Annotated in this window: 19 protein-coding genes and 1 pseudogene; 16 read left to right on the top strand and 4 right to left on the bottom strand. The window is 37.3% G+C overall.

The features are described from left to right. Nucleotides 1-4 precede the first annotated feature (4 nt). Nucleotides 5-850, top strand: a complete 846-nt coding sequence (locus tag OR571_RS10890) for a M55 family metallopeptidase (protein ID WP_282242817.1) — start codon at nucleotides 5-7, stop codon at nucleotides 848-850. A 163-nt stretch (nucleotides 851-1,013) separates the two neighbouring features. Here OR571_RS10890 and OR571_RS10885 read toward each other — a convergent pair whose 3' ends face one another. Continuing rightward, a complete protein-coding gene (locus tag OR571_RS10885; RefSeq protein WP_282242816.1) occupies nucleotides 1,014-1,631 on the bottom strand; it encodes a TetR/AcrR family transcriptional regulator in 618 nt (205 codons plus the stop codon). A gap of 212 nt (nucleotides 1,632-1,843) precedes the next feature. On the opposite strand from OR571_RS10885, the gene OR571_RS10880 reads away from it, so the two are divergent. From OR571_RS10880 to OR571_RS10835, 9 genes and pseudogenes are all read left to right on the top strand, one after another. Beyond that, complete coding sequence (locus tag OR571_RS10880) at nucleotides 1,844-3,154, top strand: GntP family permease (RefSeq protein ID WP_282242815.1); 1,311 nt, start codon at nucleotides 1,844-1,846, stop codon at nucleotides 3,152-3,154. Nucleotides 3,155-3,171: 17 nt separating this feature from the next. Then, nucleotides 3,172-4,065, top strand: coding sequence for an NAD(P)-dependent oxidoreductase (locus OR571_RS10875; protein ID WP_282242814.1), 894 nt, complete (start codon nucleotides 3,172-3,174; stop codon nucleotides 4,063-4,065). Beyond that, entirely contained in the window at nucleotides 4,062-5,573 is a 1,512-nt protein-coding gene (locus tag OR571_RS10870; protein ID WP_282242813.1) for a CoA-acylating methylmalonate-semialdehyde dehydrogenase, read from the top strand. Before OR571_RS10875 ends, OR571_RS10870 begins: the two co-directional genes overlap by 4 nt. Before the next feature lie 643 nt (nucleotides 5,574-6,216). Then, a complete protein-coding gene (locus OR571_RS10865; RefSeq protein ID WP_282242812.1) occupies nucleotides 6,217-8,643 on the top strand; it encodes a putative bifunctional diguanylate cyclase/phosphodiesterase in 2,427 nt (808 codons plus the stop codon). A 209-nt stretch (nucleotides 8,644-8,852) separates the two neighbouring features. Continuing rightward, nucleotides 8,853-10,274 (top strand): sigma-54 interaction domain-containing protein, encoded by a 1,422-nt coding sequence (locus tag OR571_RS10860; RefSeq protein WP_282242811.1) that lies wholly within the window; start codon nucleotides 8,853-8,855, stop codon nucleotides 10,272-10,274. After that, a pseudogene (locus tag OR571_RS22945) lies at nucleotides 10,267-11,111 on the top strand (acetoacetate decarboxylase family protein). Before OR571_RS10860 ends, OR571_RS22945 begins: the two are co-directional and overlap by 8 nt. A gap of 132 nt (nucleotides 11,112-11,243) precedes the next feature. After that, nucleotides 11,244-12,662 (top strand): sodium/proline symporter, encoded by a 1,419-nt coding sequence (locus OR571_RS10845; protein WP_282242808.1) that lies wholly within the window; start codon nucleotides 11,244-11,246, stop codon nucleotides 12,660-12,662. A gap of 13 nt (nucleotides 12,663-12,675) precedes the next feature. Then, complete coding sequence (locus tag OR571_RS10840; RefSeq protein ID WP_282242807.1) at nucleotides 12,676-13,407, top strand: acetoacetate decarboxylase family protein; 732 nt, start codon at nucleotides 12,676-12,678, stop codon at nucleotides 13,405-13,407. Nucleotides 13,408-14,001: 594 nt separating this feature from the next. Beyond that, nucleotides 14,002-14,151 (top strand): YwzD family small protein, encoded by a 150-nt coding sequence (locus OR571_RS10835; RefSeq protein WP_282242806.1) that lies wholly within the window; start codon nucleotides 14,002-14,004, stop codon nucleotides 14,149-14,151. A 73-nt stretch (nucleotides 14,152-14,224) separates the two neighbouring features. Here the strand turns inward: OR571_RS10835 and OR571_RS10830 are convergent, their stop codons facing one another. The 3 genes from OR571_RS10830 to OR571_RS10820 are packed head-to-tail and all read right to left on the bottom strand — an operon-like array spanning nucleotide 14,225 to nucleotide 18,497. Beyond that, nucleotides 14,225-14,614 (bottom strand): carboxymuconolactone decarboxylase family protein, encoded by a 390-nt coding sequence (locus tag OR571_RS10830; protein ID WP_282242805.1) that lies wholly within the window; start codon nucleotides 14,612-14,614, stop codon nucleotides 14,225-14,227. A gap of 1 nt (nucleotide 14,615) precedes the next feature. Next, nucleotides 14,616-16,250 carry a thiamine pyrophosphate-binding protein gene (locus OR571_RS10825; RefSeq protein WP_282242804.1) on the bottom strand — a complete coding sequence of 545 codons (1,635 nt, stop codon included), beginning with the start codon at nucleotides 16,248-16,250 and terminating at the stop codon, nucleotides 14,616-14,618. 21 nt (nucleotides 16,251-16,271) lie between these two features. Further along, nucleotides 16,272-18,497, bottom strand: a complete 2,226-nt coding sequence (locus tag OR571_RS10820) for an EAL domain-containing protein (RefSeq protein WP_282242803.1) — start codon at nucleotides 18,495-18,497, stop codon at nucleotides 16,272-16,274. Between the two features lie 513 nt (nucleotides 18,498-19,010). Here OR571_RS10820 and OR571_RS10815 point away from each other — a divergent pair. The 6 genes from OR571_RS10815 (at nucleotide 19,011) to OR571_RS10790 (ending at nucleotide 24,569) form a co-directional block, all read left to right on the top strand. Further along, entirely contained in the window at nucleotides 19,011-19,676 is a 666-nt protein-coding gene (locus OR571_RS10815; protein WP_282242802.1) for a CAP domain-containing protein, read from the top strand. A gap of 443 nt (nucleotides 19,677-20,119) precedes the next feature. Then, a complete protein-coding gene (locus OR571_RS10810) occupies nucleotides 20,120-21,259 on the top strand; it encodes a hypothetical protein (protein WP_282242801.1) in 1,140 nt (379 codons plus the stop codon). 185 nt (nucleotides 21,260-21,444) lie between these two features. Next, nucleotides 21,445-22,104, top strand: a complete 660-nt coding sequence (locus OR571_RS10805) for an ABC transporter ATP-binding protein (protein ID WP_282242800.1) — start codon at nucleotides 21,445-21,447, stop codon at nucleotides 22,102-22,104. Beyond that, nucleotides 22,101-23,423, top strand: coding sequence for an ABC transporter permease (locus OR571_RS10800; protein ID WP_282242799.1), 1,323 nt, complete (start codon nucleotides 22,101-22,103; stop codon nucleotides 23,421-23,423). The genes OR571_RS10805 and OR571_RS10800 overlap by 4 nt, the downstream gene beginning before the upstream one ends. A 215-nt stretch (nucleotides 23,424-23,638) precedes the next feature. Next, on the top strand, nucleotides 23,639-24,085 hold the full coding sequence (locus tag OR571_RS10795; RefSeq protein WP_282242798.1) for a VanZ family protein: 447 nt from the start codon (nucleotides 23,639-23,641) through the stop codon (nucleotides 24,083-24,085). Between the two features lie 46 nt (nucleotides 24,086-24,131). Continuing rightward, entirely contained in the window at nucleotides 24,132-24,569 is a 438-nt protein-coding gene (locus OR571_RS10790; protein ID WP_282242797.1) for a VanZ family protein, read from the top strand. Nucleotides 24,570-24,670: the final 101 nt, after the last annotated feature.

Here is a 24,670-nt window from a genome sequence, read left to right as displayed (position 1 = left end):
TTGATTGAAATTATTTATTTCTGCAGATATCGAAGGAATCGCTGGCGTTGCGACTATTCAGCAGCTTACAACAAATGCTGAGTATCAGCGGTTTCGTAAGTTAATGACAGCGGAGGTAAATGCTGCTGTAAGAGGTGCCTATAAAGGTGGAGCGAAGGAAGTTGTCGTGGCGGATGGTCACGGAAATATGTCTAACATTCTAATAGAAGAGTTGGATCCAAGAGCTCGATTAGTTTCAGGTAATAATCGTGTCATGTGCCAATTAGAGGGGCTCGACAGTACATTTGATGGAATCATTTTTATTGGGCATCATGGAAGAGAAAGTGCTTCACATGCAGTAATAAGCCATACACTTGCTGGAATATGCGTTAAGGAAATGAAAATCAACAATCAGATTGTTGGAGAAACCGAAATGAATGCCTTGGTTGCTGGTAGTTTAGATATACCTGCCATCTTCATCAGTGGGGATGATCAATATGTGGCCGAAGTGAAAGAGACATTGCCAGACATAGAATCAGTGATAGTCAAATTTGCACGTGATCGATTAGCAGCAGAATTAATTCATCCTGAAGTGGTACAAAAAGAAATCGAGCAAAAGATTGCTTTTTCTCTTACGAAGATTAATAATATTAAACCATTAAAAATAGAAGGTCCGATAACTTATGAGATTGAATTTAAGGGCCCCCAACAAGCAAAAATGACAACTACACTACCAACGGTTCAAATGATCAGTCCAACAAGCATTAAGTTTACGTGTGAAGACATGGTTACCGCTTATAAGCATATGTGGGGATGTGTGATTATAGCAATTGCATCTACTAATGGAGTGCTAGGAAGCGTAAATGCCTGATAAAAAATGTCCCACGTAAGAAAAAATTCTGTCCATAGACTTTTATCTTTATTAAATAGCCAAATACCAAATAACACTCACCTAATGAAAGGTGGGTGTTATTTGTATCTCTTCCCTGTGTAAGAAACAATTCAAAATTGTTTCTTACACAGGGAAGTTTAAACTAATCATTCTCCCGTTTCCCAATCCCCTCAAATATCATCGTAACGAGTACTTTAATTTCTTCGACAATATCTAATTTATTTTGGAAGATAATCCAGTCAAAGACGGTGGCCCTCATGCATCGAGTCAAGTTATGGAGCAATTGCTCTTTTTCCCATGCAGAATTAAATTCTCCTTTTTCAAGGCCTTCATCTAGGTAGGTTTCTATCAATTTATAAATGCGGCGCTCGGGGTCCACTAAATAATGCTTTTCATCCATTGTACGTGACAGTGCACTGGTATAGACGGTCCGAACAAAATCTACTCCTAGCTCATCGCGTAAATATTTCATCTGCTCTTGATAAGCAAGGATGATTTTTTCTTTTACTGTACAGGCTGGATGAATTTTTTCATAGAAGCTTTCATAAAAGTTATCGATGTCTTTAAACTTAACTGCGAAGACATCATATTTGGAATTGAAATGTCTGTAAAATGCGCCTTTTGAGACATCGCATTTTTCGGCAATTTCATCAATGGTCACATTATCAAACCCTTTTTTATCAAATAATTCAAGGGCTGTATCTAATAATAGCTGGCGTGTCTGCTGTGCTTTGATCGCCCGTTGGGAAGATGGTTTCATCTGTCTACACTCCTTTATTAATTGAAACTAACATATTTTCTAAATAATACAAGGACAATTTTTGGAATTACATAACTAAAAATATAAAAATCAGAAAATATTAAATTTACTGTTTACAAATAAAATTCTATCTATTATCATTTAAGATACTAAAGTATCTGACTTTGGTATCTCAAATGTTTGAATGCTTAAAGGGGAGCAGGGGGAAGAAGATGGTTATTGCGTTTATCGGTTTTTTTCTGGGGTTAGGGTTACTTATGTTTTTCACTATGCGAGGGATGAATATTATCTTTGCAGCATTGATTGCTTCCATTGTAGTCGCTTTGACAAATCATTTGTCTTTAGAGAAAGCGCTTACAGAAAATTATATGGCGGGATTTACAGGCTACTTTGCTAGTTGGTTCCTTGTATATCTACTTGGGGCAGTATTTGGAAAGATTATGGAAGAAACCGGTGCGGCCAATTCTATTGCCAATTGGGTGAAACGGAAAATTGGCGCAAAGCATGCTGTTTTTGCAGTGGTGGTTGCTTGCTCGGTTATGGCATATGGCGGAGTGAGTGTGGCAATTGTCGCATTTGCTGCTTATCCGATTGCCTTATCGTTGTTCCGAGAAGGGAATATTCCGCATAGGTTTATCCCCGCATCGATTATCTTCGGATCGATCTCATTTACAATGACCTCTCCAGGGTCGCCGGAAGTGCAGAACTTGATACCGATGGAGTTTTTCGGCACGAAGCCGACTGCTGGAGGGTGGATTGCGGTAGTTGTCGCAATTTTCATTATCGTGATAGGAAGTTATGCAATGAAGTTTATGGTGGACAGAGCTATCAAAAACGGTGAGCAATTTGATGCACCGAAAGCTGTCATGGAGAACTTGAGCAAGCTCGAGTCAGTTGAGCGTAAATTGCCGCCTGTATTCTTCTCCATCTTACCGCTTGCACTTGTGGTCATTACGCTAAACATTAGCGCGCAGTTCATATCCTCTGTGGGTGCGGCCCTTTTAGGATTATTTGTCGGCTGCGCAGCTGGGCTAGCTACGATGTATAAATACACCGATCAATACCGAGCGATGTTCACAAAAGGTGCTGAAAATGCCGTCATTGCTACCGTCAATATTTGTGCGGTGGTCGGTTTCGGTGCAGTAGCCCAGCAAACGGCATCTTTTCAAATGATTGTTGACGTCCTTGTTGGACTTCCAGGCATGGAATACATTGGGTTAGCGCTTGCGGTCACGGTGATTGCAGGAATCACAGGATCTGCTTCAGGCGGACTTGGAATTGCGCTTCCGATTTTGGCTCCAATCTACAATTTACAAGGCTTGGATCCAAACGCAATGCACCGAATCTCAGCACTTGCCTCCGGAGGTCTGGACTCATTGCCTCATAACGGATATATCGTAACAACAATTCGAGCAGTTAGTAATGAAACTCATGATCGGGCTTATAAGCCAGTATTTGTCATTAGTGTTGTCGTCTCTATGATAGCACTCGCATTAGCAATTATCTTATATTCAATCTTTTAAAAGGAGTGGAATAAATAATGGATACAATCGGTTTTATTGGACTAGGCAACATGGGATTGCCAATGACAACTAATTTGATTAAGGCTGGCTACACTGTTTACGGAATGGATGTCAAAGCAGAGATACTGCAAAAGTTTACGGAACTTGGAGGTAAAGTTGCGAAGACGAACGCTGAACTTGCCGCACAGACGAAAGTGATTATGACCAGTCTTCCGACACCTCAAGTGGTGGAAGCGATTTATACAAATCCAGGCGGTTTAATCGAGACTGCTGCACCGGGCACGTTATTGATAGATTTCAGTACAGTGGATCCGAAGCTAAACGACGATATTGCGACTCTTGCTAGTAAACACGGCCTGCATTATTTAGGGGCACCAGTAAGTGGTGGGGTTATCGGAGCAGTTCAAGCTACCTTGACTATTATGGTTGGTGGAACAAAAGAAAATTATGAAAAAGCACTTCCGCTACTAAATGTATTGGGTAAGAATATTTTCTTGCTTGGCGATTCACCGAGTGTCGGCACCCGCATCAAATTGTTGAACAACTTGATGATCGGCTTTTATACAAAGGGGGTCGCAGAAATGCTAGTGCTGGCAGAAAGCGCTGGGTTATCACTGGATAAAGTGTATGAAATCTTAAATGTGAGCTATGGACAAAGCAAAATCTACACACGCAATTATGCGGAGTATATGAAAAATGAAGATTACCAACCAGGCTTCTCCATCGATCTATTATTAAAAGATATGCGCCTTGCACAGCAAATGGCTGTTCAAGGAGAAGTGAATCTGCCGGTGACCAATCAATTGATAGAGGAATATGAACAAATGTCTCAGGAAGGGTTCGGACATCTAGATATTTCAGCAGCTTATTTATCAGAAGTAAAAACAAATAAGAAGGAGGAAGTACTATGACAACTATACAAGAAGTTCAAAAACTATCCCACTTTATCGGAGGAAAAAAAGTCGAAGGGACAAGCGGCCGTTTTGGCGAAGTTTTCAATCCATCTACTGGAGAAGTAATCGCAGGGGTGCCACTTGCATCAGCTGAAGAAACAAGACAAGCAATCGAGCTTGCGAAAAAAGGTCAAGTAGAATGGCAGGCGAAATCACTCGCTAAAAAGATGGAAGTCGTATTAAATTTCCGCAACTTGCTGTCTTCTCGACAAGATGAATTGGTCGATATTGTTTGCCTAGAAAGTGGTAAAACGAAAGCAGATGCGCTAGGGGAAATTACTCGTGGATTGGAATCCGTGGATTTGGCGTTAAGCGCACCTCATTTAATGAAAGGCGAGTACTCTGTTAACGTAGGCGGGAATATTAATGCTTTTTCAACCAAGTCACCTTTGGGAGTCGTAGCAGCAATAGCTCCTTTTAACTTCCCTGTAATGGTTCCTGTTGCAATGACCTCTATGGCAGTGGCAGTAGGAAACTCCGTTATCTTGAAGCCATCTGAAAAAGTGCCGCATTCTGCACTGTTTATCAGTGAATTATGGGCAGAAGCTGGGCTTCCAGAAGGCGTCTGGAGCGTAGTCAATGGAGATAAGGAAGTTGTGGATGAGTTGCTGAAGAATGAAGATGTCCAGGCGATTTCTTTCGTAGGATCTACTCGAATTGCCGAATATGTATATCAAACAGGAACTCAGCATGGCAAGCGAGTTGCCGCATTTGGAGGCGGGAAGAACCATATGATCATCATGCCAGATGCAGATCTTGAGCAGGCTGCCACTGCATTCTTAGGAGCGGCTTATGGAGCTGCTTCCCAGCGCTGCATGGCAATATCCACTGCAATGCCAGTAGGGGAGGAAACAGCAGAGAAATTCGTCTCCATCTTAAATGAAAAAGTCAGAGCGTTAAAAGTCGGACCATACACAGACGAACAAGTCGATTTTGGACCAGTCATTTCAAAAGAAGCGAAACAAAACGTGTTGTCCGAAATAAATAATAGTATTGAAGAAGGCGCATCACTAGTTATTGACGGACGCAATCCGGAAATCTGTGAAAGCTCAGAAGGCTATTATCTTGGACCAACCTTGCTAGATAACGTTACACCAGACATGAAAATCTACAAAGATGAAGTTTTTGGCCCAGCACGCATCGTCGTACGTGTACCGTCCCTTGAAGATGCCATCGATTTGGTCAACAAGCACGAATTAGGTAATGGAGTGACGATCTATACAAACAGCGGAGCTGCATCCCGCAAGTTTACTAGCGAAATCGAAGTGGGCATGGTCGGTGTCAACGTACCAATCCCAATCCCGGTTGGCTATTATAATTTTGGCGGTTGGAAACGTTCGAAGTTTGGAGAAGGCCATATGTTTGGTCCAGATACAGTTCGATTCTTCACGAAAAACAAAACTATTTCGGAACGCTGGCCAGAAGACCAGTTGGAGCAAGCATCTTTCTCGTTCCCGAGTAATTAATATAGAGAATCCAGGACATTTTGTTGTCCTGGATTTTTTTGTAGATTGTGTCTCCGTGCAAAATGATCTTCTGAAGTCTCTTATCCTTTCTACTTTAACACTACTAATATGCCACCACTTTGACTAGGTAATTTCCACTATTTAAGAGTAATCCTATATAACTTAAATTTGTTTATCCATGCCATTATACTAGATTTTAATTCATTAAATGATTGACTATATCCGTTTGTAGGTCTTAAGGTCTGAGTACATAGACTTCCTATTATTATGTCGTATATAATAGAATAAAGTTAGAATTGAAAGATGGAATAATTGGCAAATATCGTAATAAAAGGGTGAGGCATTAAAGGATTTAGTACTTTATATAACAAGTTATATTTGAAATGGCATATTATGAAAGCTTTGGATTTCAATCATTCCATTCACTTCTATATTAGAGATTATGAGACATGATTGGCTCAATGGGAGCGATGCAAATCATATCATAATAACTCTGCTTTCTCTGGAATATGGATTTATTACTCTACGATCGATTGTATATAAAACTAGACATCAAGCAGTACAGTACGTGCGCATTATTACTAGAGGGAGTAGTGGGAATAATGCTTGTCTATTATTGTCACTTGCATAGGAGGTTCATTATATGTTTTTTCTATTTTTAATTTTGTTATCCTGTATTCCCTTATGTATTGGAATTACGATACTTGTTTTATTCAAAAAAAATAATCTATCCAAAATTATCTTTTTGTTCCTTTTGTTATCCTCAGTCTGGCAATTAGATGTTGCCTTTTTGTATTCGTCTACTTTTTTTAAAGAAGGGACCATTGAGATCTTTTTTAAACTTTTTCGATTTGGCTCTATTATGGTACCGCCCACGATTTTTTATGTGGCGTATATAATTGTTCATGAGATGCTGGCAAATGACTTAAAAAAGAAGTGGCGTTTTTTGATAAATCATACTACTGTTCTATTATTCTATGTGATGGCTTTGGTTGTTTATATAAGCGGATGGAGTAATAAGGGGGTTAGTGGATTAGAAGCAATACATAATGGTTCCACTATATATTACTTTCCTATTTATGGAGAGTTATCATGGTTGTTTCATTTTAATATTCTTTTATTTGTACTTAGTATGATTCTCTGTTTTTTAATAAGTTTGCAAGTAAAAGACAAGAGTATGCGTTCTTTTTTAGTTTATTTTAATACCTTTGCTTTCACTGCATACGCAATAGGAACCTTAAATATGTTCCCAGCGACAAGATTATACCCAAGTTCTATTGCAATCTTACTCTTTGCAATTTCGTTATTGATACTTTCGAGCAGAATGTATCTAGAAATAGTAAACAAGATGAATAAGAAGCTGTCTGAGCAAAAGAATTTTCTTTTTCAAGTGATCGATTTGAATCCAAACTTCATTTATGCTCAGGATGAAAATGGTCGATATACTCTAGTCAATCAATCATACGCGCAGTTAATGGGCATGAGAATTCGAGATATGATTGGGAAAACGGACGATGATATTCAGCTAGATACTTGTGTAATAAGACAAAACGTTGATCAAAAGAAGATTATGCTCAAGCACACAGAAAAACTCTTTATAAAAGAGGAAATCGTAACAGCCAAATCAAGAGATGCCATATGGCTACAAACTGTTCAAGTACCGATCAATATTAATGACAGCTCAGGATCACTTGCTGTATCAATGGATATTACGGAACGAAAACAATATGAAAATGAAATCATGTTCCAAGCCAATCATGATATCCTGACAGGTTTACCGAATAGAAGAATGTTCAATGAGGATTTAACTAACTTTCTTGAAAAAGCTAAATTGGAGAATAGCAAGAATGCGATTATGTTTATTGATTTAGATCGCTTTAAATATATAAATGATACACTCGGACATGATGTAGGTGATCTGCTATTAATCGAAGTTACAAAACGTTTAGAAAACATACTGAAAAAAAGACATGCTGGTGCCAAAGTTTATCGACTTGGAGGCGATGAGTTTACCATTATACTTCCGCATCATAATGAGGAAGCTAGTGAAACTTTTGCAAAAGAGTTGTTGGAACAATTTAAGAATGGCTTTTGGCTTGACGGCAGTGATTACATTATTACACCAAGCATTGGGATTAGCATCTTTCCAACTGACGGAGATGACGCTAATACACTGATAAAACATGCAGATATCGCAATGTACCATGTAAAAGAAAGAGGAAAGAATGATTTTCAATTGTTTACACAAGAAATGCATCAGGAACTTTACAGGAAAATGATGATTGAAAAACAATTACGAAGCGCTTTAGATAATGAAGAATTCGAACTTTATTATCAGCCTATTATAGATTTAAAAAACAATGAAATAGTAGGGATGGAATCTCTAATACGCTGGAATAATGAAACACTGGGACAAGTTCCTCCAGATGAATTTATCTCAATTGCGGAAGAGACAGGAATGATTATTCCAATAGGCCACTGGGTACTGAATACTGCAATAGAACAAAATGCTCGTTGGCAACAGGCAGGTTACAAGCCTTTAACCATAAGCGTTAATGTATCTGTAAGACAGTTACTCGATCCAACTTTTTTAGTGAAAGTGAAAAACGCTATCGAGAAATCTGGGCTTCATGCATCCTATATTGTGTTAGAGATTACAGAGAGTATTGCGATGTATGCAGAGGTCATGATTGAAAAGTTAGATGAATTAAAAGCGCTAGGTATAAGTCTATCCATGGATGACTTTGGAACAGGATACTCATCGTTTAGCTATCTGACCAAATATCCACTTGACTCATTAAAAATCGATAATTCATTTGTGATTAGTATGAGTCAAGACGCTGAGAATAAAGCCATTGTAAAAACAATAATAGCGATAGCTAAGCAACTAGATTTAAAAGTCATTGCCGAAGGAGTAGAAGGAGCAGATGAATATAATTTCTTGGCTGCGAATTGCTGTGATTATGCACAGGGCTATGGCATCAGCCGTCCACTACCTGCAATCGATTTTGAAGATAAATGGCTTAAGATGAGTGAAATTGGAGCAAGCTTCTTTCTCATTTCCAAGTAATTGATTTATAGGATCCAGGACATCTATGTGTCCTGGATTTTTTTGATAGAAATTTACTTAGAAAGGGGCAAAAGTGTATATGGTCATTTTTTTGTGGATGTGGCAAAGTCGATAAATTTCTATTTAGATAGACAGATATAAAGTAACTTAGTGTATTCTATTATTAAATGAATTTTCTTGTAAATAGGAGCTATAAAGGGGGAGAGTCGATGAACTGGGAGCAAAATGTGATTAATTCGATTAATGAAGGAGTAATGGTTGTTGACACAGATTTGACCATTACTTTTGCCAATAGAGCAGTCGATTCCATTGGGTTAAATCATGAAAAAATAATCGGGAAAAGTGTGTTTGATGTTTTTCCTAATTTAATAGAAAGCAAAAGTACTTTTCAAGAAGTAATTAATACGGGAAAAGAAATTAGTAGTAATCAGGTAACATTTTTAACTTATAGGGGAGAACGAAAAACGACTTTGACATCTACCTATCCTATCATGAAAGATGGAGTTATTATTGGTGCCTATGAAGTATTTCAAGACTTTTCTGCCCTTCAAAATTTGAAGGAACAATTAATAGACTTACAAAAAACTAGGACAGATTATCAAAATAAAGTAGATAACAAAATTAATAATTTTGAGGAAAATTTCCATGATTTTATTGGGGAAGAGGAATCCATTTTAAAACTAAAAAACCAAATAAAACTGCTTGCAAACTCTCCATCCCCGATTTTTATATATGGTGAAACGGGGACAGGCAAAGAGGTAATCGTTCAAAACATCCATCATGCTAGCTCGAAAAATATCCCTTTAATCACACAAAACTGTGCTGCAATTCCTGATAATTTATTGGAATCCTATCTTTTCGGTACAGTAAAGGGAGCATATACAGGAGCATTAGATAAAGAAGGACTATTTGAAATAGCGAATGGCGGAATTTTGTTTTTAGATGAAATAAATTCATTGTCAAAAAGTTTACAAGCGAAATTGCTTCGTGTTATTCAAGATCAAAAGGTAAGAAGAGTAGGAGGAACAAAAGAAATTCCAGTAAATGTTCGCATCATTGCAGCGACCAACGTTCATCCAAGAGAATTGCTGGCCAATAAGGAATTTCGAGATGATTTGTATTATCGGCTATGTGTATTGAATATCGAACTTCCTCCATTGAGAAATAGAAAAAGTGATATTCCTCTTCTGATTAATCATTTCATCGCTCACTTTAATGAAAAATTTGGAAAACGTATACAAGGTATGTCTAATGAAGCAATTGAATATTTAATGAATTATTCATGGCCAGGGAATATTAGAGAATTAAAAAATATGATAGAGCGATTACTCAATATTGTACAAACAGATAATATTGAAAGAAAGGATATACAGCTGACTGACTATCTTCAATTGTTATCAACAAATGGAGATAACAATAATGTACGAGAGACTTTTCATAAAGTAAGCTTTAAAGAAGAAATAGAGAAAAAAGAAAGACAGCTTATTATGGAAGCATTGCAACAATCGGCCGGGAATATATCGCAAGCTGCTAGAAATTTAGATATACCACAACAAACATTAAGCAATAAAGTAAAACGATACCAATTGGAATCGTATATCTATAAAACAAAATTACTCAAATATGAGTAATTACTCAATATTTAATAAAAAATTGAGTAAACCTGATTTACTAACACTGATGAGCACTCATTATCAGTGTTTTTATTTTTGGCACGCTTCTTGCAATATATTTAAACAAACAGAAAAGGAGAGAATGACAATGAAAAAATACGAATACTCAATCTTACCAGAATATGCTCCACTATATCCAAAGCTACCATATCGCTATGAGGAATATGAGAAAGTGAGTGTGTATTGTCGAGGGGATAAAGAAAAAATGCAGAAACTTTTACCTAAAGAGTTTACTGTTACAGATGATGTATTTGAAGTTTTTCTATTAAGAAATAACAAAATAGAAGGATTGGATAATTACAACGAAGGAGGATTAATCATTCCATGTTCATACAAAGACATAAACGGAGCTTGTATGTCTTTTGAATATGTAGACACGGACGATGCTTTATGTGCAGGAAGAGAGATTTGGGGTTATCCAAAAAAATAGGAGAAATAGAATTTAATGTGGAGGGAGGCAAAGTTTCAGGTAGTGTGAGCCGTAAAGGTAAGAAAATAATTGATGTAACATTTGAAGAAACTGGAGAAGCATTTGAACAACCAAATCTATTCCCAAGACTTCAAGTGAAAAGATTTCCACATGTAGAACATGAAGGAACACATTTGAATACCATTTTGAAAAATGAATTTTATGATGCAGTAACGAAAAAGCAAGTTACAGGAAAGGCAACATTAAACTGGGAAGAGTCACTGGACGATCCATTAGCATTATTGGGGGATGTAGAGGTAGTGGGCGCTATTTACTTTGTTGGGAGCTATACACTTTCTTATGGAAAAGTAATTGATGAACTTTAAAGAATAAATTACAGGGGGAAAGTAAATGGAGAATGCAGGTTTAGTTTGGTTTTTGTATGTTATCGTTCCTGCCATAGGATTTATTTCTACATTTTTACTTGCAAGTCGTGCTCAGAAAAAAGGTGATGTAAAATGATGCTTACTGTTTTTTGTGTTTACTTGGTTGTTGTTTTTGTCATCGGAATTATGGCTGAAAGACGTATGAGTAAGAGTGAGGAAGGTTATTTTCTAGGAGATCGAAATTTTGGACCATGGGCGACAGCGATTAGTGCGGGTGCTACAGATACTAGTGGGTGGATCTTTATAGGAGCAGCTGGGTATGCATATACTGCTGGGATATCAACGATGTGGATGTTACCAGGGTTTATTGTTGGTTATTTAATCAACTGGTTTGCTGTAGCTCCCCGTCTTCGTAAAGAAGGTGAAGAACTGGGTGCATTAAGTTTAGTAGATTACTTCAGTTTAAAGCTAAAAGATCGTAAGAATATGATTAAAATTGTAGCTAGTATTATTGTAATCATTTTCTTTACTGCTTATTTAGCATCTCAATTGACAGCAGCAGGGAAAGCACTGAATTCTATTGTTGATTTTGATTATAGCTGGGGATTAGTTTTATCGGCTGTATTTGTATTAGGTTATTCAGTTTTTGGCGGCTATAATTCTGCAGTATTGACGGATCTATTTCAAGGATTACTCATGCTAGCTGTACTATTATTATTCCCAGCTTATATGATTTTCTTTGAATTTGGCGGTCCAGTGGAGTTCTTTCATATTCTCTATACACTTGATCCAGTTTTACTGTCATATGCAGGTGGGGCAACAGGCGCTGCTGCTTTTGGAATTATTGTAGGGTTAGTCGGCTTTGGTTTAGGAGAACCCGGACAACCGCATATTGTTCAACGGTTTTTATCTGCAAAAGATGATAAAACAGTTAGACAGGCTTCTTTAATCGCAATGTTTTGGGTAGTTGTTGTAATGATGGGATCAAATTTACTTGGTCTTATTGGAAGAATATTAATACCTGATTTAACAGATCCAGAATATGTATTTCCAACATTGGTAGGGGATACAATGCATCCCATTATTGCTGGGGTTGTTATAGGAGCTATTTTTGCAGCTATTCAATCCACTTTTTCTTCTCAATTAATGACCGTCACACAATCTTTTGCTAGTGATTTATTAAAAGTAATAACAAAGAAAACATATACAAATGAACAAATGATTAAAATTAGTCGAATCACTATGTTAGTTTTCGGTATTATTGCAACAGGAATTGCATTAATGGATATACAAGCGGTATTTGAATTGGTACTTTATGCTTGGGCAGGACTCGCTGCGAGCTTTGGAACGGTATTGCTATTAGTTTTATATACAAATTTGGTAACGAAGTGGGGAGCTGTTTGGGGGATGATCACAGGTACTGTGGTTACAATGGTGTGGATTAATACACCTTGGGTCGCTTATATGTACGAACTTATCCCGGCAGCAATAATATCTGTTATTGTCATTTTAGTTGTGAGCAAATTTACAAAAGAAAAAGAATTGATATGAAGGGGTTAATACAGTGTCAGTAAAAACGTATAATACACCAGCACATGCACCAATGTTTCCAGATCCTTTTGTACCTTATGAAAGTAAAGATTATTTGTCATTATACGCTGTTGCAGAAGTGAACGAAGAAGAGGTCCGTCGAATTCTTTCGTTTACACCATATGAGTATGTGAGCAATAAAGCAGTAATCTCGATTACAGACTTTAGCAAATGCAATAAGGTGTCCTATATGGATGCTGCCATTGTCATTCCGGTTACCTTTGAAGGAAAATCTGGTGGGTATTATATTTATGAATATGAAAATAATGACGCAGCAATAGCTGCAGGTAGAGAACTTTGGGGATATCCGAAAAAGTATGCAAAGATTACTATGACAACGAATGATGGTAGATTTATTGGGAAAGTCGAAAAAAATGGTCAAATATTTTTAGAAATCATTGGTGAGAAAGCTGCCGACCTTTCATTATTTGAGGAACCAAAAACGACACCACACTTGCTTTTAAAAACTATCCCACACCCGGGCGGAGAACCTTCCACTAAACAAATTATCGAAAGAGATACAAATCCCGACTTTGTACTGAAGGAGAAGTTTACAGTTGTTACACAAGTGAATATCCAATCGACTGAAAGAGAACCGCTAGATTTATTAAAGCCTATGAAAATTATAGGTGGTGGGGTTATAAAGGGTGACTTCTATGCAACTGAAGAAAATGGGTGGGGAGAGATTATTGTTGAATATAAGTAAGTAAAGACATTTCTCCACAAGCAGTATCACTTTTGAATAAGAGTACGTTTTTGTTCGAAACAAGTACATTTTTCTTTCGGAAAAACTTTATATGTCTATTATAGACCAATAATAATATTTCAATGAAACATGTTGAAAATCTGAGTGTGAGAAATAACACTTGCTATTCTGACAAATGACTTTAACTCTCTATTTAATATGTAATCTCAAGCTAACACTCACCTGACAAAAGGTGGGTGTTATTTAATGTTCACTTTTGACAAATCTTGTTCGGATTTGAAGACAAAAATCTCTCTTTTATTCAGACTATTCTATAATTATGAAGTTTGATACAATGTAAATGAGGGTAATTTACAATAAAAGCTAAAAAGCCCTTGCTTTGATAAGGCATTTCTGTATTATTATTCTGAAAGTTATCTGATATTTTAGAGGTGAGTTAATCATTCAAAAACTTTTGCATCGAATTTAATCGTAATTTAATAGATTATGAGTAGTTTTGACATCATGCTGTAATGACATTGTATTACAATATACGAAAAGTTAATTAATTATTAATAGATACAATATAGTGAAAAATATAGGAGGTATTGTCGTATGACAACGGCAGAATTACAAGAAGAATTCAAGCGTATTTTAGAATATGGATATAATAGAGGAAATGAGAATGAGTCGATTAAAACGGATGATATTATTAAAGAGTTATCGGAGCAACTGAGAAGCTTATTGGATAAAAGTAAAGTTTAAAAGAATGAAATAAGGGTGATTTTTTCACGTAACCAAACCAAATGCCCACCTATTTTTTAGGCGGGCATTCGGTTTATTTATTCTGTGTTTCCTCGGATTCTTTAAAAATCTCACCAGCGATTCCCATGGCGTGAACAGCTTTTGGAAAACCAACGTATCCAGCACAGTGGATAATAATCTCCATTATTTCTTCTTTGGAAAGCCCTACATTTAGAGCTGCTTGTAAGTGAACTCTAAGCTGATCGAAAGCTCCCTGTGTGATAAGCGAAGTAAGTGTAATGATTTCCCGTTGTGCATAAGAAAGCGTTTTTCGAGTATAGAGGTCTCCAAAGCCAAAGGATACGATCATTTCCCATAGGTCAGGGGAAATTTTTTTTATTTCCTCCATACCGTTTCGTACTTCTTGGGAAAATAATTGTTCCATTGCTTGTTTTCCGGACTCATACCGCTTGTTAGTTTCCATGTTATTGCCTCCCCATAGTTGGTGGTATTTCGTGTTCATCCACCAATGCTTCAATTACAATTGGTTTATTTGTTTCTTCCATCTTCAGTAACGACTCTTTTATTTTATTGGCTAAATCATAAGGGTCATGACAAGTAAATGCTTCCAATCCCATAGATTCAGCAAACCCTTTTACATTGAGTGGAGTCTCATACACACCACCGATAGACGTGCCAATCATTTTTTGCATTCCTTTTTCCACCATGTCTAGTCGTCCATTATTTAAAACGACGAACAGAACAGGGGAGTTATAATTGTAAGCCGTTGAAAGTTCGGTACCGTGCATGAACATGCATCCATCCCCAACTAAGCACACAATGGTTTCTTCAGGAGCTGCTAGTTTTGCGCCAATGGAGTAGCCAATTCCGTTCCCCATTGCTCCGAATATATCATCAAAGAAGAAAGTACCTGGCTTATAGATATCAAAGTATTTAATACCATAAAAAGAATGACTTCCATCATCTCCAAAAACAATCGCATCATCTGGAAGTGCGTGACGCATTGCCCGTAAAACTTGGACTGCTGACATTCGCTCTCCTGGATTATTTTCCTGGAGTTGAATCTTCTCGATTGGTGTTAAAAATGCTTCACTATCTGTTTTTGGCATATCTTTTAAGATAGCTGTCAAATTTGACTTTATATCTCCTAGCACTGGAGTAGTCGGTACTTGAATCGATTTCCCCATAAATGTTGGGTCATAATCGAAGTGAATGACATGTTCGGGATACATCGCTTCCGATAAACCGGCTGTAGACATATCACTTAGTTTAGAACCGATGACTATTAATAAGTCGACCTTTTCTTGTAAGTATGCTGTTGCTTCAGGAGTACCACCGAGACCAAATGCGCCAAGAGACTGCGTATGATTAGAAGGGAATGTTCCTTTTCCTCCTGGAGTTGTGATGACAGGAATGTTCCAATTCTCCGCAAGCTGCTGAACTTCTTCGTAAGCGCGACTAGAGTGTACGCCTTTTCCCAAGAACAGAAGTGGACGTTTAGCCATATTCAGTTTTTCAATCACTTCACTTGTTTTAGGTGAAATCATTTCATAGGGTACTGGTAGATCTAGCTGAAATGGTTCAATTTCCTCCAATAAAATATCGAAAGCGATAGAAAGATGCACAGGACCTTTTACACCGGATAGCGCTTTTTCCAGGGCATGCTCTAGGAAAGGTTTTAACATATCTCCCCGCTCTACCCGTGCACTAAATTTCGTGACAGATCTGAACATATCTACAAGATCAGCGCCAAAAAGACTTGAGTCCTGTCCCATTGCTTTTCCAGTGTCTTTCATAGAAGGATGTCCAGTGATGATTAATAAAGGTAGATTCGAAGCTTTCGCCTGACCAGCGGCTGTAAGCAGGTTAGTACCACCAGGTCCAGATGTTCCAACTGCGATTCCGATTTTCCGATTCATCTGGGCATAACCAGTAGCCTCAAATCCAGCAGCTGCTTCATGTTTACTTAATACAAATTCCATTTCATGGTGTAATACCTCGAATAGTATTGGGGATATCGCCTTTCCTGGAATACCAAATATATGGTGAATTCCCCAATGCTTAAAATTCGATACTAATACAGATGAAGTCGTTGTCATGTTGTAAGAGTCCCCTTATGGTCAAAGTTGTGCTAAATAGATGGTTTCAATTTCATCTACGGGAAGTGGTTTATTAAAGTAATAGCCTTGTGAGATGTCACATTGGTGATCTTTCAAAAAATCAAGCTGTTCCTTTGTTTCCACTCCCTCCGCTATTACCTCCTTATGAAGGTTATGAGCCAATGTGATGATTGCTTTTACAATGATCGTGTCTTTCTCGTTGTTCATTAATTCACTTACAAAGGATTTGTCGATCTTAATATAATCAATCGGAAAGTTCTTTAGATAATTAAGGGAGCTGTAACCTGTCCCAAAATCATCAATACTGATACCAATACCAAGCGCTTTTAGCTGTTTTAATACGTGAATGGAGTATTCGCCTTCCATTGCCATATATTCGGTAATCTCCACAACAAGATATGCCGGATCAATAGCTGTACGTTCGAGCACATTTTCCATGAATGAAATAAGATTTCTTGTTAGAAATTGTTGAGTAGATAGATTAACGGACATTTTTACTGGTATCATGCCAGCATCTTGCCATTTTTTGATTTGGGAACAGGCCTCCTCGATAACCCATTCGCCAATTTGTGTGATCAACCCATTTTCTTCTGCCAGCTTAATAAATTTTCCAGGATGTATTAAACCTAATGTCGGATGCTGCCAGCGAATGAGCGCTTCAAATCCAACCAATTCACCCGTATAGTTATTAATCTGAGGTTGATAATGGAGGACAAACTCATTTTTATCCAGTGCTTTTCTTAAATCGACTTCTAGCTTGTAATCATCCATCATGACATTTAATAATTCAGCAGTATGAACGACATAACGATTTTTACCTTGAGACTTTGCTTGATACATCGCATTATCGGCATAGACCATCAGTTGCTCCTTTGAAATAGGATATTCGGGATAAATTGCAACTCCAATACTTGCAGTCGTGTGTAGTTCTTTCATGCCGACATAAAAAGGTTGTTGAAAAAGTTGAAGTATCTCTTCTGCTTTTTTCGTAACATAATCCCGTGCAACAAAATCTTTCAGCAGGAAAACAAATTCATCTCCACCCATTCGAGCAAGTATATCCTTTTCTCCAAGACAGCTGCTTAAACGTTTACTTACCTCAATCAGAAACTTATCTCCAAAAGAATGGTTAAAATTATCATTAATAATTTTAAATCGATCTAGATCTATAAATAACAGAGCTAAAGTCCTGCCCTCTCCGGCGTTTAGTGCTTGAATAATGGTTTCTATTTCCTTATTTATATATCGTCTGTTTGGGAGATTTGTTAAATCATCATGAAAAGCTAAATAGTTATATTTTTCTTGCAACAAATAACGATCCGAAATATCTCTAAACTGACCAAAGGCCCCAATCATTTTGTCCTCTTCATAAATTGGCTGTGCATCGAAAAGGCAAACAATAAGGTTACCTTCTTTATCTCTAAATTTTAATTCTTCATTTTCAATTATTTTTTCTTGTTCCAGTACTTCTTTGAAATAGTTTCCCGTAAGATGGGACTCCTGAATATTTCTTCCCATAACCGAATCTCTACTATTATTAGAAATTTTTTCAGCAAAGCTATTAAACTCTGTAGTAATTCCATTCTCATCGGTAATTACAATACCGTTTCTTGTTCTACTTAGCATAATTTGATTCATAATATTAAGCTTCTTATTTTGTTTTCTTAATAATAACTCTCTTTCAATCGAATCCACTGCTTGGGATAGCATCGTCAAGAAAAGTGGATTTTGAAACTCGATAGGCATCATAATGGACACACTGCCAAGCAAGTCATTATCATCCGTATAGTGAAATGCGGTTCCATAACAAGCGATACCATGAAGAAACGTATGATAATGCTGTTCACCAATTAGACTGATTGGATGCTTTTGCTGCAACGAAAGGCTAATAACATTCGTTCCTGTATCCTCTTGGATGAATAAGCTGCCTAGGACAATCCCGAACTGTTCGATAGTAGACTTAATAGTCTCATCTCCCTCGATTTCAAGAAGATAACCAGCTGCATCTGAAACTACAACAAGTATCGGGGTTCCTTTTAAGGAATCTAGTAACTTATTTGAGAAAAAACTCACTACTGATAATATTTCGCTATATGATTTTCGCTTCTTTTCAAACTCCGACTTGCTTAAAAAGGTCTTTGGTCTCGATACCTCATACGGATCCATCCCAGCTTCTATACACATTCTATTAGACTCTGTAATGTAGTAAGGTTCTGTAGTATTCATGTTTTCCTCCTTAAGCTTTTTATATATATATATACATACCCCTATTTAAAAGAGTATAAATTTTCTCATACCATAGTAAAAAGGAACTCTTTTCTGCCAGGTGCAAAATACTAGAATCTGACCAATAGAAAGAATTCCCAATTGTACTAATTTTACCTCAAAATATTGTTAAATTCAATGGAAGTGGATTGTAAATATGGCTTTAGTAGGAGCATTTCTGATAATTTTTTATTGGGTTGGCAAGCATTAAAAAGAGTTTCAGTGAGAAAAAAGAAGAGAAATGGCTATGATTAGTTGCTGTTCGACGAACTATTTTGTTACATATTCAAAACTGTCAACAGTATTTGAGATGAAATAATTAAACTTGGAGGATAATATATCCATCTTTTTTGTTATAGAACAGTTGTTATAAATAGTTTTTTCTTTCTTACTGGTTTCCTTGGTATATTTTGTAGTAAAAAATTCTCCTATTCTATGTTTATACTAGTGGAGCACAAGAAGGAGGAAAAAATAATGAAAAAAAGTTATTCATTACTAGTTGGAGTACTTGCAGGAAGCATTCTATTTTCCACACACGCTGCGGAGGCATCTATGACTACTGGAAATGCAAATACCACTTCAACAGCAAAATCTTATGACACACAAACATGGAAATCTCCATATCAATATAAATATAACTTTAAGAATGACAGCAATAATGCAGCACCGAAAAATGTAGAAGCTGAAAAAGCGCCAGCTGCTGAGCAACCATTTGCTTCAGAGCAACAGCAACCAGCAGAACCAAACAATGAAAATGTACAAGTTTCTTCTGAAATTCAGCAAGTGGTCGATTTAGTAAATAGTGAACGTGCAAAAGCAGGACTTCAAGCATTGCAAATAGATGCAAAACTTACGGAATCAGCGCAAGCAAAATCACAAGATATGAAAAACAAAAATTATTTTTCTCATACTAGTCCGACATACGGCTCACCATTTGACCAAATGAAATCTCTAGGCATTTCATATAAATCAGCAGGGGAAAATATTGCGATGGGTCAACAAAGCGCAACAGAAGTAATGGATGCGTGGATGAAGTCTCCAGGACACAAAGCAAATATCCTGAATCCATCGTTCACACATATCGGAGTAGGATTATCTGATAGCGGTTACTACTGGACACAGCAGTTTATTGGGAAATAAATAGAAGCAAAAAAGTTTCCGTCTTTGACGGGAACTTTTTTTGTGACTTTTTTACTTTTACATTAAATGTTATCACGTGTTTAATAGTGTGCTAATCCTTTGTGAATCAAGCATTATGGCTAAAAATAAATTTATTTTTATAAAAGAGGTTTAATGAATAGATAAGTAGGGTAATAGGGTTAAATAATAGGAAAAATGAAATAATTCATCCTATCTATGGCAAAAAGAGAAGTGGGGGAAGTTTATCGAAAAAAGAGGAATTGCTTTGAGATGTTGTAGGGGTTTCAAAAGTTCTGGCAGATCAAAAGAGTTGGCTACATAGGAGTGGATGTACTCCCGTATATTGGATACGTGAAAAGTCCCTTAAATTAGTATCAATATGAACTGGCTAGAATACAATGTTAATTGTGCGAAGATTTTCACCCAAAAAGAGGAGGAGAAACATGAGTAAACGTTTTATCAAGCAAACAACAGCGGCTGTATTATTAACAACATCGGTATTATCATTTTCATCAGCTGCATTAGGGGCATCCAATTCAGCAGTGGATCAAGCGGTAAATAAAACAAAGGCAGAATTGAACAAAGCAACGACACATTATGTTTATCCTTCATTAGAAGAGAAGCTTGTGTCAAGTAGTGCATTATACCCTGCATTAAATAGTGCAAAGAAAAACTATCAAGCTGCGAGGAAATCAGTTGTCACTTCCAAGCTATCAACTTCTGCAAAGGAAGCAAAGCTAAAAGAAATCGATGGTTTGTATAGCGAAAAGGTTTCGGGAGGATTGGTTCCTTATATTGATGCCTATAACTATGCAACTGAATACTTAGTACCAATTATGAAAGAGTTAGAAGCTGCTCAAGCAAGAAATGACTTTGCGGCAGTGGATACAGCGTATCATAAGCTTTCCTATCAACTAAAAGGAAGAACAGCGATTTTATACCGTTTCTCGGGTAAAGCAGCACGTGACCTTCTATTAGAACGATATAAAAAACCAGCTGATGCAAAACGAGATGAAATGATGGTACCTGTAACCATTCACATGTCACTTGTAAAAATTAATGACTTATTAGATGCTGGTAAGAAAGCGGAAGCGAAAAAAGAATTTGGGGAAGTAGAAGCTTTATTGGATCGTTTACCAAATGCTGCATCTAATACATTTATTAAGGCCTTATTAGATGAGGTGGCGAAAGTGAAAGTAGCCGTTGGTGAAGCTACAGCTACTCCTCAACAAAAATTAGATGAGAAGGTCGGTACTTTAGTAAAGGCATTAAATGCTAGCCAGTTTGATAATATTACAGCTGCAACAGGTGCTTCCAATTCTTTAATCATCGTAGTTAAGAAAGATGTGGGAGTTGTAGATTTCTTAGGAAAAGGATTCTACCAATCATTTATAAAAGAACTAGGATTAACGAAGGTGAATGGATTTGATCCAACGTCTAAAGAAGCGGCTGATTTTATTGCCTCTAAATTTCCTACGGGAACGGATTCACTGGAAGACTTGAAGGGTCAAACTATTACTCTTCCAATTACCGTGAATAATGGTTCTGATTTAACAGTGGATTTCACGATCTTATTTCAATAATTAATAGGTAAGCTAAAAACGAATTAATCAATAAAGCAGTCGAATGACATATTCGGCTGTTTTTTAAATGGTCTTATAGTGCCGTTTTTTCATTTTTACAAGGGTTATGAAAAGGTTTGTCGAATCATGGAAGATAGTGAAATTTACAAAGATAGACCTGTTTTTATGGGAATGGAGGTTATTGGATGATTGAACTTCGTGATGTTAGGAAGTATTATCGTTCGGGAAGTGGAAAGGCGGAGATCTTACGTGGTGTGAATTTGCGTGTAGAACCTGGAGAGTACGTGGCGATTATGGGGAAGTCTGGGTCCGGTAAAAGCACGATGTTGAACCTACTTGGGACACTGGACTTGTTGGATTCAGGTACATATGAGTTGGCAGGGAAATCGGTACATAAGATGAGTCGAGGGCGACTTGCACACTTGCGCAATGAAGAAATCGGTTTTGTTTTTCAGCACTTTCAATTGATACCCAATTTATCGGTCTATCAGAATGTATTGCTTCCTTTAACGTACGGCCGAAAACGTTTAAGAAGAAAGAAGGCTCTTGTACTAGCACTATTGGATGAAATGGGAATTTCCGATAAAAAAAATCAAAAACCGGATCGCTTGTCGGGAGGGGAAAAACAGCGAGTGGCTATTGCAAGGGCACTCGTAAATGAGCCAGGGCTAATACTCGCTGACGAACCGACCGGAAGTTTGGACGAGGAAACGACGGAAAGCATATTAAATTTGTTTGACCGTGTACATAAAAATGGTGCAACAATTATTGTTATAACGCATGACATCGAAGTAGCAGAGCGGGCGGACCGCATTCTACACTTGCAGAATGGAGTGCTTGTATGAAATTGTTTACTGCATTTAAACTTGCTTGCTATGGATTGTGGTCGAATCGTTTTCGTGTATTATCTGCCATGATGGGCGTAGTGATTGGCATGTTTGCGGTCATTGTATTGACAGCAATTGCGATAGGTGTAAAAGATACATTAATGAAGCAAATGGGCAGTCTTGGAGCTGAGCAGATTCTAGTATTACCTGGAAGGGTCTTGGATACGGCTAATGGACAAAAGGATTTATTGAGTGGGCTGACAAATGTTCCGAGTACACTGACGTATGATGATGCGAAAGCAATTGAAGGTGTGCCGAATGTAAAATCAGTGACACCTCAACTAGAGACGATCACTATTGCTCAATACGATGAAAGAAATGTGCAGTCTGTTTTGGTCGGAACGAGCGATCAGTATAGCCGCATTCAGCATGCGGATCTTTCTGAAGGTCGTTTTTTTACGAAGGAAGAACAGGCAGAAGAAGCAAGAGTAATTGTCCTTGGTAATAATATTCACGAGGCATTACTTGGTAAACATGAGGTACCGGTGGAGGATGAAGGGAGCTCCGGCGAAGCACAACAAACGAAACCAATCTGGAAAAAAGTATTGGACAAACTCCTAGGGCAAAGTGCCTCAGCCGAAGAGACGTCATTAGTTGGAAAACACGTAACGATTAATGAAGAATCGTATGAAGTAATAGGTGTGCTTGCACCAAATGCGACACTCGGGTCTAGTACGGACAATAATATTATGCTGCCAATTGAAACAGCACTAGCAACGACAGATATGAAAAATTTAACGAAAATGATTGTGGAATCTGCAAGTGTTCAAGCGGTAGATGAAGTGGATGGAGCAGTGTTTAACGCTATAAAAGCTCAGCATTCTGAAATAGATTTCAGCGTTGTGAAGCAAGATCAAATGCTTGGTGCATTAGGCAAGGTGACTTCTATCTTACAGGTAATGCTGTTCGGAATAACCGTAACCGCCTTATTGATCAGCGGAACTGGAATTATGAACGTTATGGTGATGTCGGTGCGAGAGCGGACGCGTGAAATTGGCATTCGTAAAGCACTTGGTGCCACAACGTCGGAAATAATGGGACAATTTTTCTTTGAGACGTTACTTCTTTGTTGCATAGGGGGAGCAGTCGGCATCGGGCTCGGATATGCATTTATTGAGGTATGGAATAATAATATCGAGATATTTGCTTTAGTGCTACCGATGTGGGCTGTGAAGCTTGCATTATATACAACGTTTGGAATTGGCAGTTTGTTTGGGATTTATCCTGCTTTGAAAGCGGCAAGGATGAAACCTAGTAATGCTTTGCGGTTTGAGTGAAGGGCGTGTGTTTCTTAAAAAAGATGATGCCGGGCATAGAGGCATCATCTTTTTTTGTCGTGTTAGTGTGGTTTTCTCTCTCGTTAAGGATAATATATTCATTTTATTAGAATTTATTTTACAGAATAATAAATCTTTATAGATAGGAAAGAAAGTTATCTGATATAGTAAAAGTAGAGTTAGTATACGGTTAATTATAGAAGAGAGACTAAAATATGAATAAATTAATTTCTTATACAGCAGTCTTATTATGGATGGCATTAATTTTTTATTTTTCACACCAACCGGCCAATGAGTCGAATGAGCTGAGCATAGGAGTTACCGAAGTTATAGTTTCGGCGGTTGAAAAAGTAGCTCCTCATTCGGATTTTATTGTTGGAAACTTAAATCATTTCGTCCGTAAGAATGCTCATTTTTTTATCTTTTTAGTGCTAGGCGTACTTGTAATACGTTCTTTGCGCTTAAGTGGAATAGATAGATATAAAGCGGGGGGACTGGCATTATTCATTTGCATATTGTATGCCATCTCGGATGAATTGCATCAGCTTTTTGTTCCTGGAAGAGGGGCACAAGTGAGGGATGTGCTAATAGATAGTGCGGGTGCATTCGTTGGAATTTTGGTTTATGTCGTGGTTTTGTTTCGAAATCGCGTAGATGGGTAGGCTATGAACAGAGAGGGAAGCATATGCGAAGAAAGGATGATTCCACATGATATACCCTTTACTTACTATTTTGTGGAGTGCTTGGATTCTAATTGCGACAACTACTTCAGATGCCTATATCTTTTTGTATGACCAAGTTGTTCAATTTAGCTTTGAACCTTCTCCCAATTATCTGGATCTATTCATTACGAGTGATATTGAGCTATCAAGCCAATTTTATATCATACAAAAAACAGGTCATATGATGACGTTTGCTTTATTGTATACTTTATATTTTCGCTGGTGGAAGCGGGTGGGCCTTGCTCTTTTAGTAACTGCCACATTCGCAGTTTTTACGGAGATTCTTCAGCTCTATTTTAATCGAAACGGTAGATTGGTTGATGTTGGAATAGACTTCGTTGGGATTCTGGTTGCTTATTTTGTTAGTGTTTTGGCTGTGAAGCGAAGTGGGCGAAGTAGGAAAATGTATTTGAGAAGAGAATAGCTTTGTATATAAAATTCAACGTCCATTTATCGAGAAATCGATGAATGGGCTTTTTTTACTTTTTAATTAATTGTTTATAAAGACCTGTAAGAATATTAATA

The sequence above is a fragment of the Psychrobacillus sp. NEAU-3TGS genome (assembly GCF_029955155.1).
In the GTDB taxonomy this organism is placed as follows: domain Bacteria; phylum Bacillota; class Bacilli; order Bacillales_A; family Planococcaceae; genus Psychrobacillus.
The sequence above is the reverse complement of the archived record's forward strand: the minus strand, read 5'-3'. Positions and strand labels throughout refer to the sequence as shown.

Bases quoted from the DNA above. Each gene is read 5' to 3' on its own strand.
- OR571_RS10810 (WP_282242801.1), top strand. From the start codon at position 20,120: ATGAGTAAACGTTTTATCAAGCAAACAACAGCGGCTGTATTATTAACA.
- OR571_RS10865 (WP_282242812.1), top strand. From the start codon at position 6,217: ATGTTTTTTCTATTTTTAATTTTGTTATCCTGTATTCCCTTATGTATT.
- OR571_RS10805 (WP_282242800.1), top strand. From the start codon at position 21,445: ATGATTGAACTTCGTGATGTTAGGAAGTATTATCGTTCGGGAAGTGGA.
- OR571_RS10800 (WP_282242799.1), top strand. From the start codon at position 22,101: ATGAAATTGTTTACTGCATTTAAACTTGCTTGCTATGGATTGTGGTCG.
- OR571_RS10825 (WP_282242804.1), bottom strand. From the start codon at position 16,250: ATGACAACGACTTCATCTGTATTAGTATCGAATTTTAAGCATTGGGGA.
- OR571_RS10845 (WP_282242808.1), top strand. From the start codon at position 11,244: ATGATGCTTACTGTTTTTTGTGTTTACTTGGTTGTTGTTTTTGTCATC.
- OR571_RS10870 (WP_282242813.1), top strand. From the start codon at position 4,062: ATGACAACTATACAAGAAGTTCAAAAACTATCCCACTTTATCGGAGGA.
- OR571_RS10835 (WP_282242806.1), top strand. From the start codon at position 14,002: ATGACAACGGCAGAATTACAAGAAGAATTCAAGCGTATTTTAGAATAT.
- OR571_RS10815 (WP_282242802.1), top strand. From the start codon at position 19,011: ATGAAAAAAAGTTATTCATTACTAGTTGGAGTACTTGCAGGAAGCATT.
- OR571_RS10860 (WP_282242811.1), top strand. From the start codon at position 8,853: ATGAACTGGGAGCAAAATGTGATTAATTCGATTAATGAAGGAGTAATG.
- OR571_RS10820 (WP_282242803.1), bottom strand. From the start codon at position 18,497: ATGAATACTACAGAACCTTACTACATTACAGAGTCTAATAGAATGTGT.
- OR571_RS10830 (WP_282242805.1), bottom strand. From the start codon at position 14,614: ATGGAAACTAACAAGCGGTATGAGTCCGGAAAACAAGCAATGGAACAA.
- OR571_RS10795 (WP_282242798.1), top strand. From the start codon at position 23,639: ATGAATAAATTAATTTCTTATACAGCAGTCTTATTATGGATGGCATTA.
- OR571_RS10880 (WP_282242815.1), top strand. From the start codon at position 1,844: ATGGTTATTGCGTTTATCGGTTTTTTTCTGGGGTTAGGGTTACTTATG.
- OR571_RS10790 (WP_282242797.1), top strand. From the start codon at position 24,132: ATGATATACCCTTTACTTACTATTTTGTGGAGTGCTTGGATTCTAATT.
- OR571_RS10885 (WP_282242816.1), bottom strand. From the start codon at position 1,631: ATGAAACCATCTTCCCAACGGGCGATCAAAGCACAGCAGACACGCCAG.
- OR571_RS10875 (WP_282242814.1), top strand. From the start codon at position 3,172: ATGGATACAATCGGTTTTATTGGACTAGGCAACATGGGATTGCCAATG.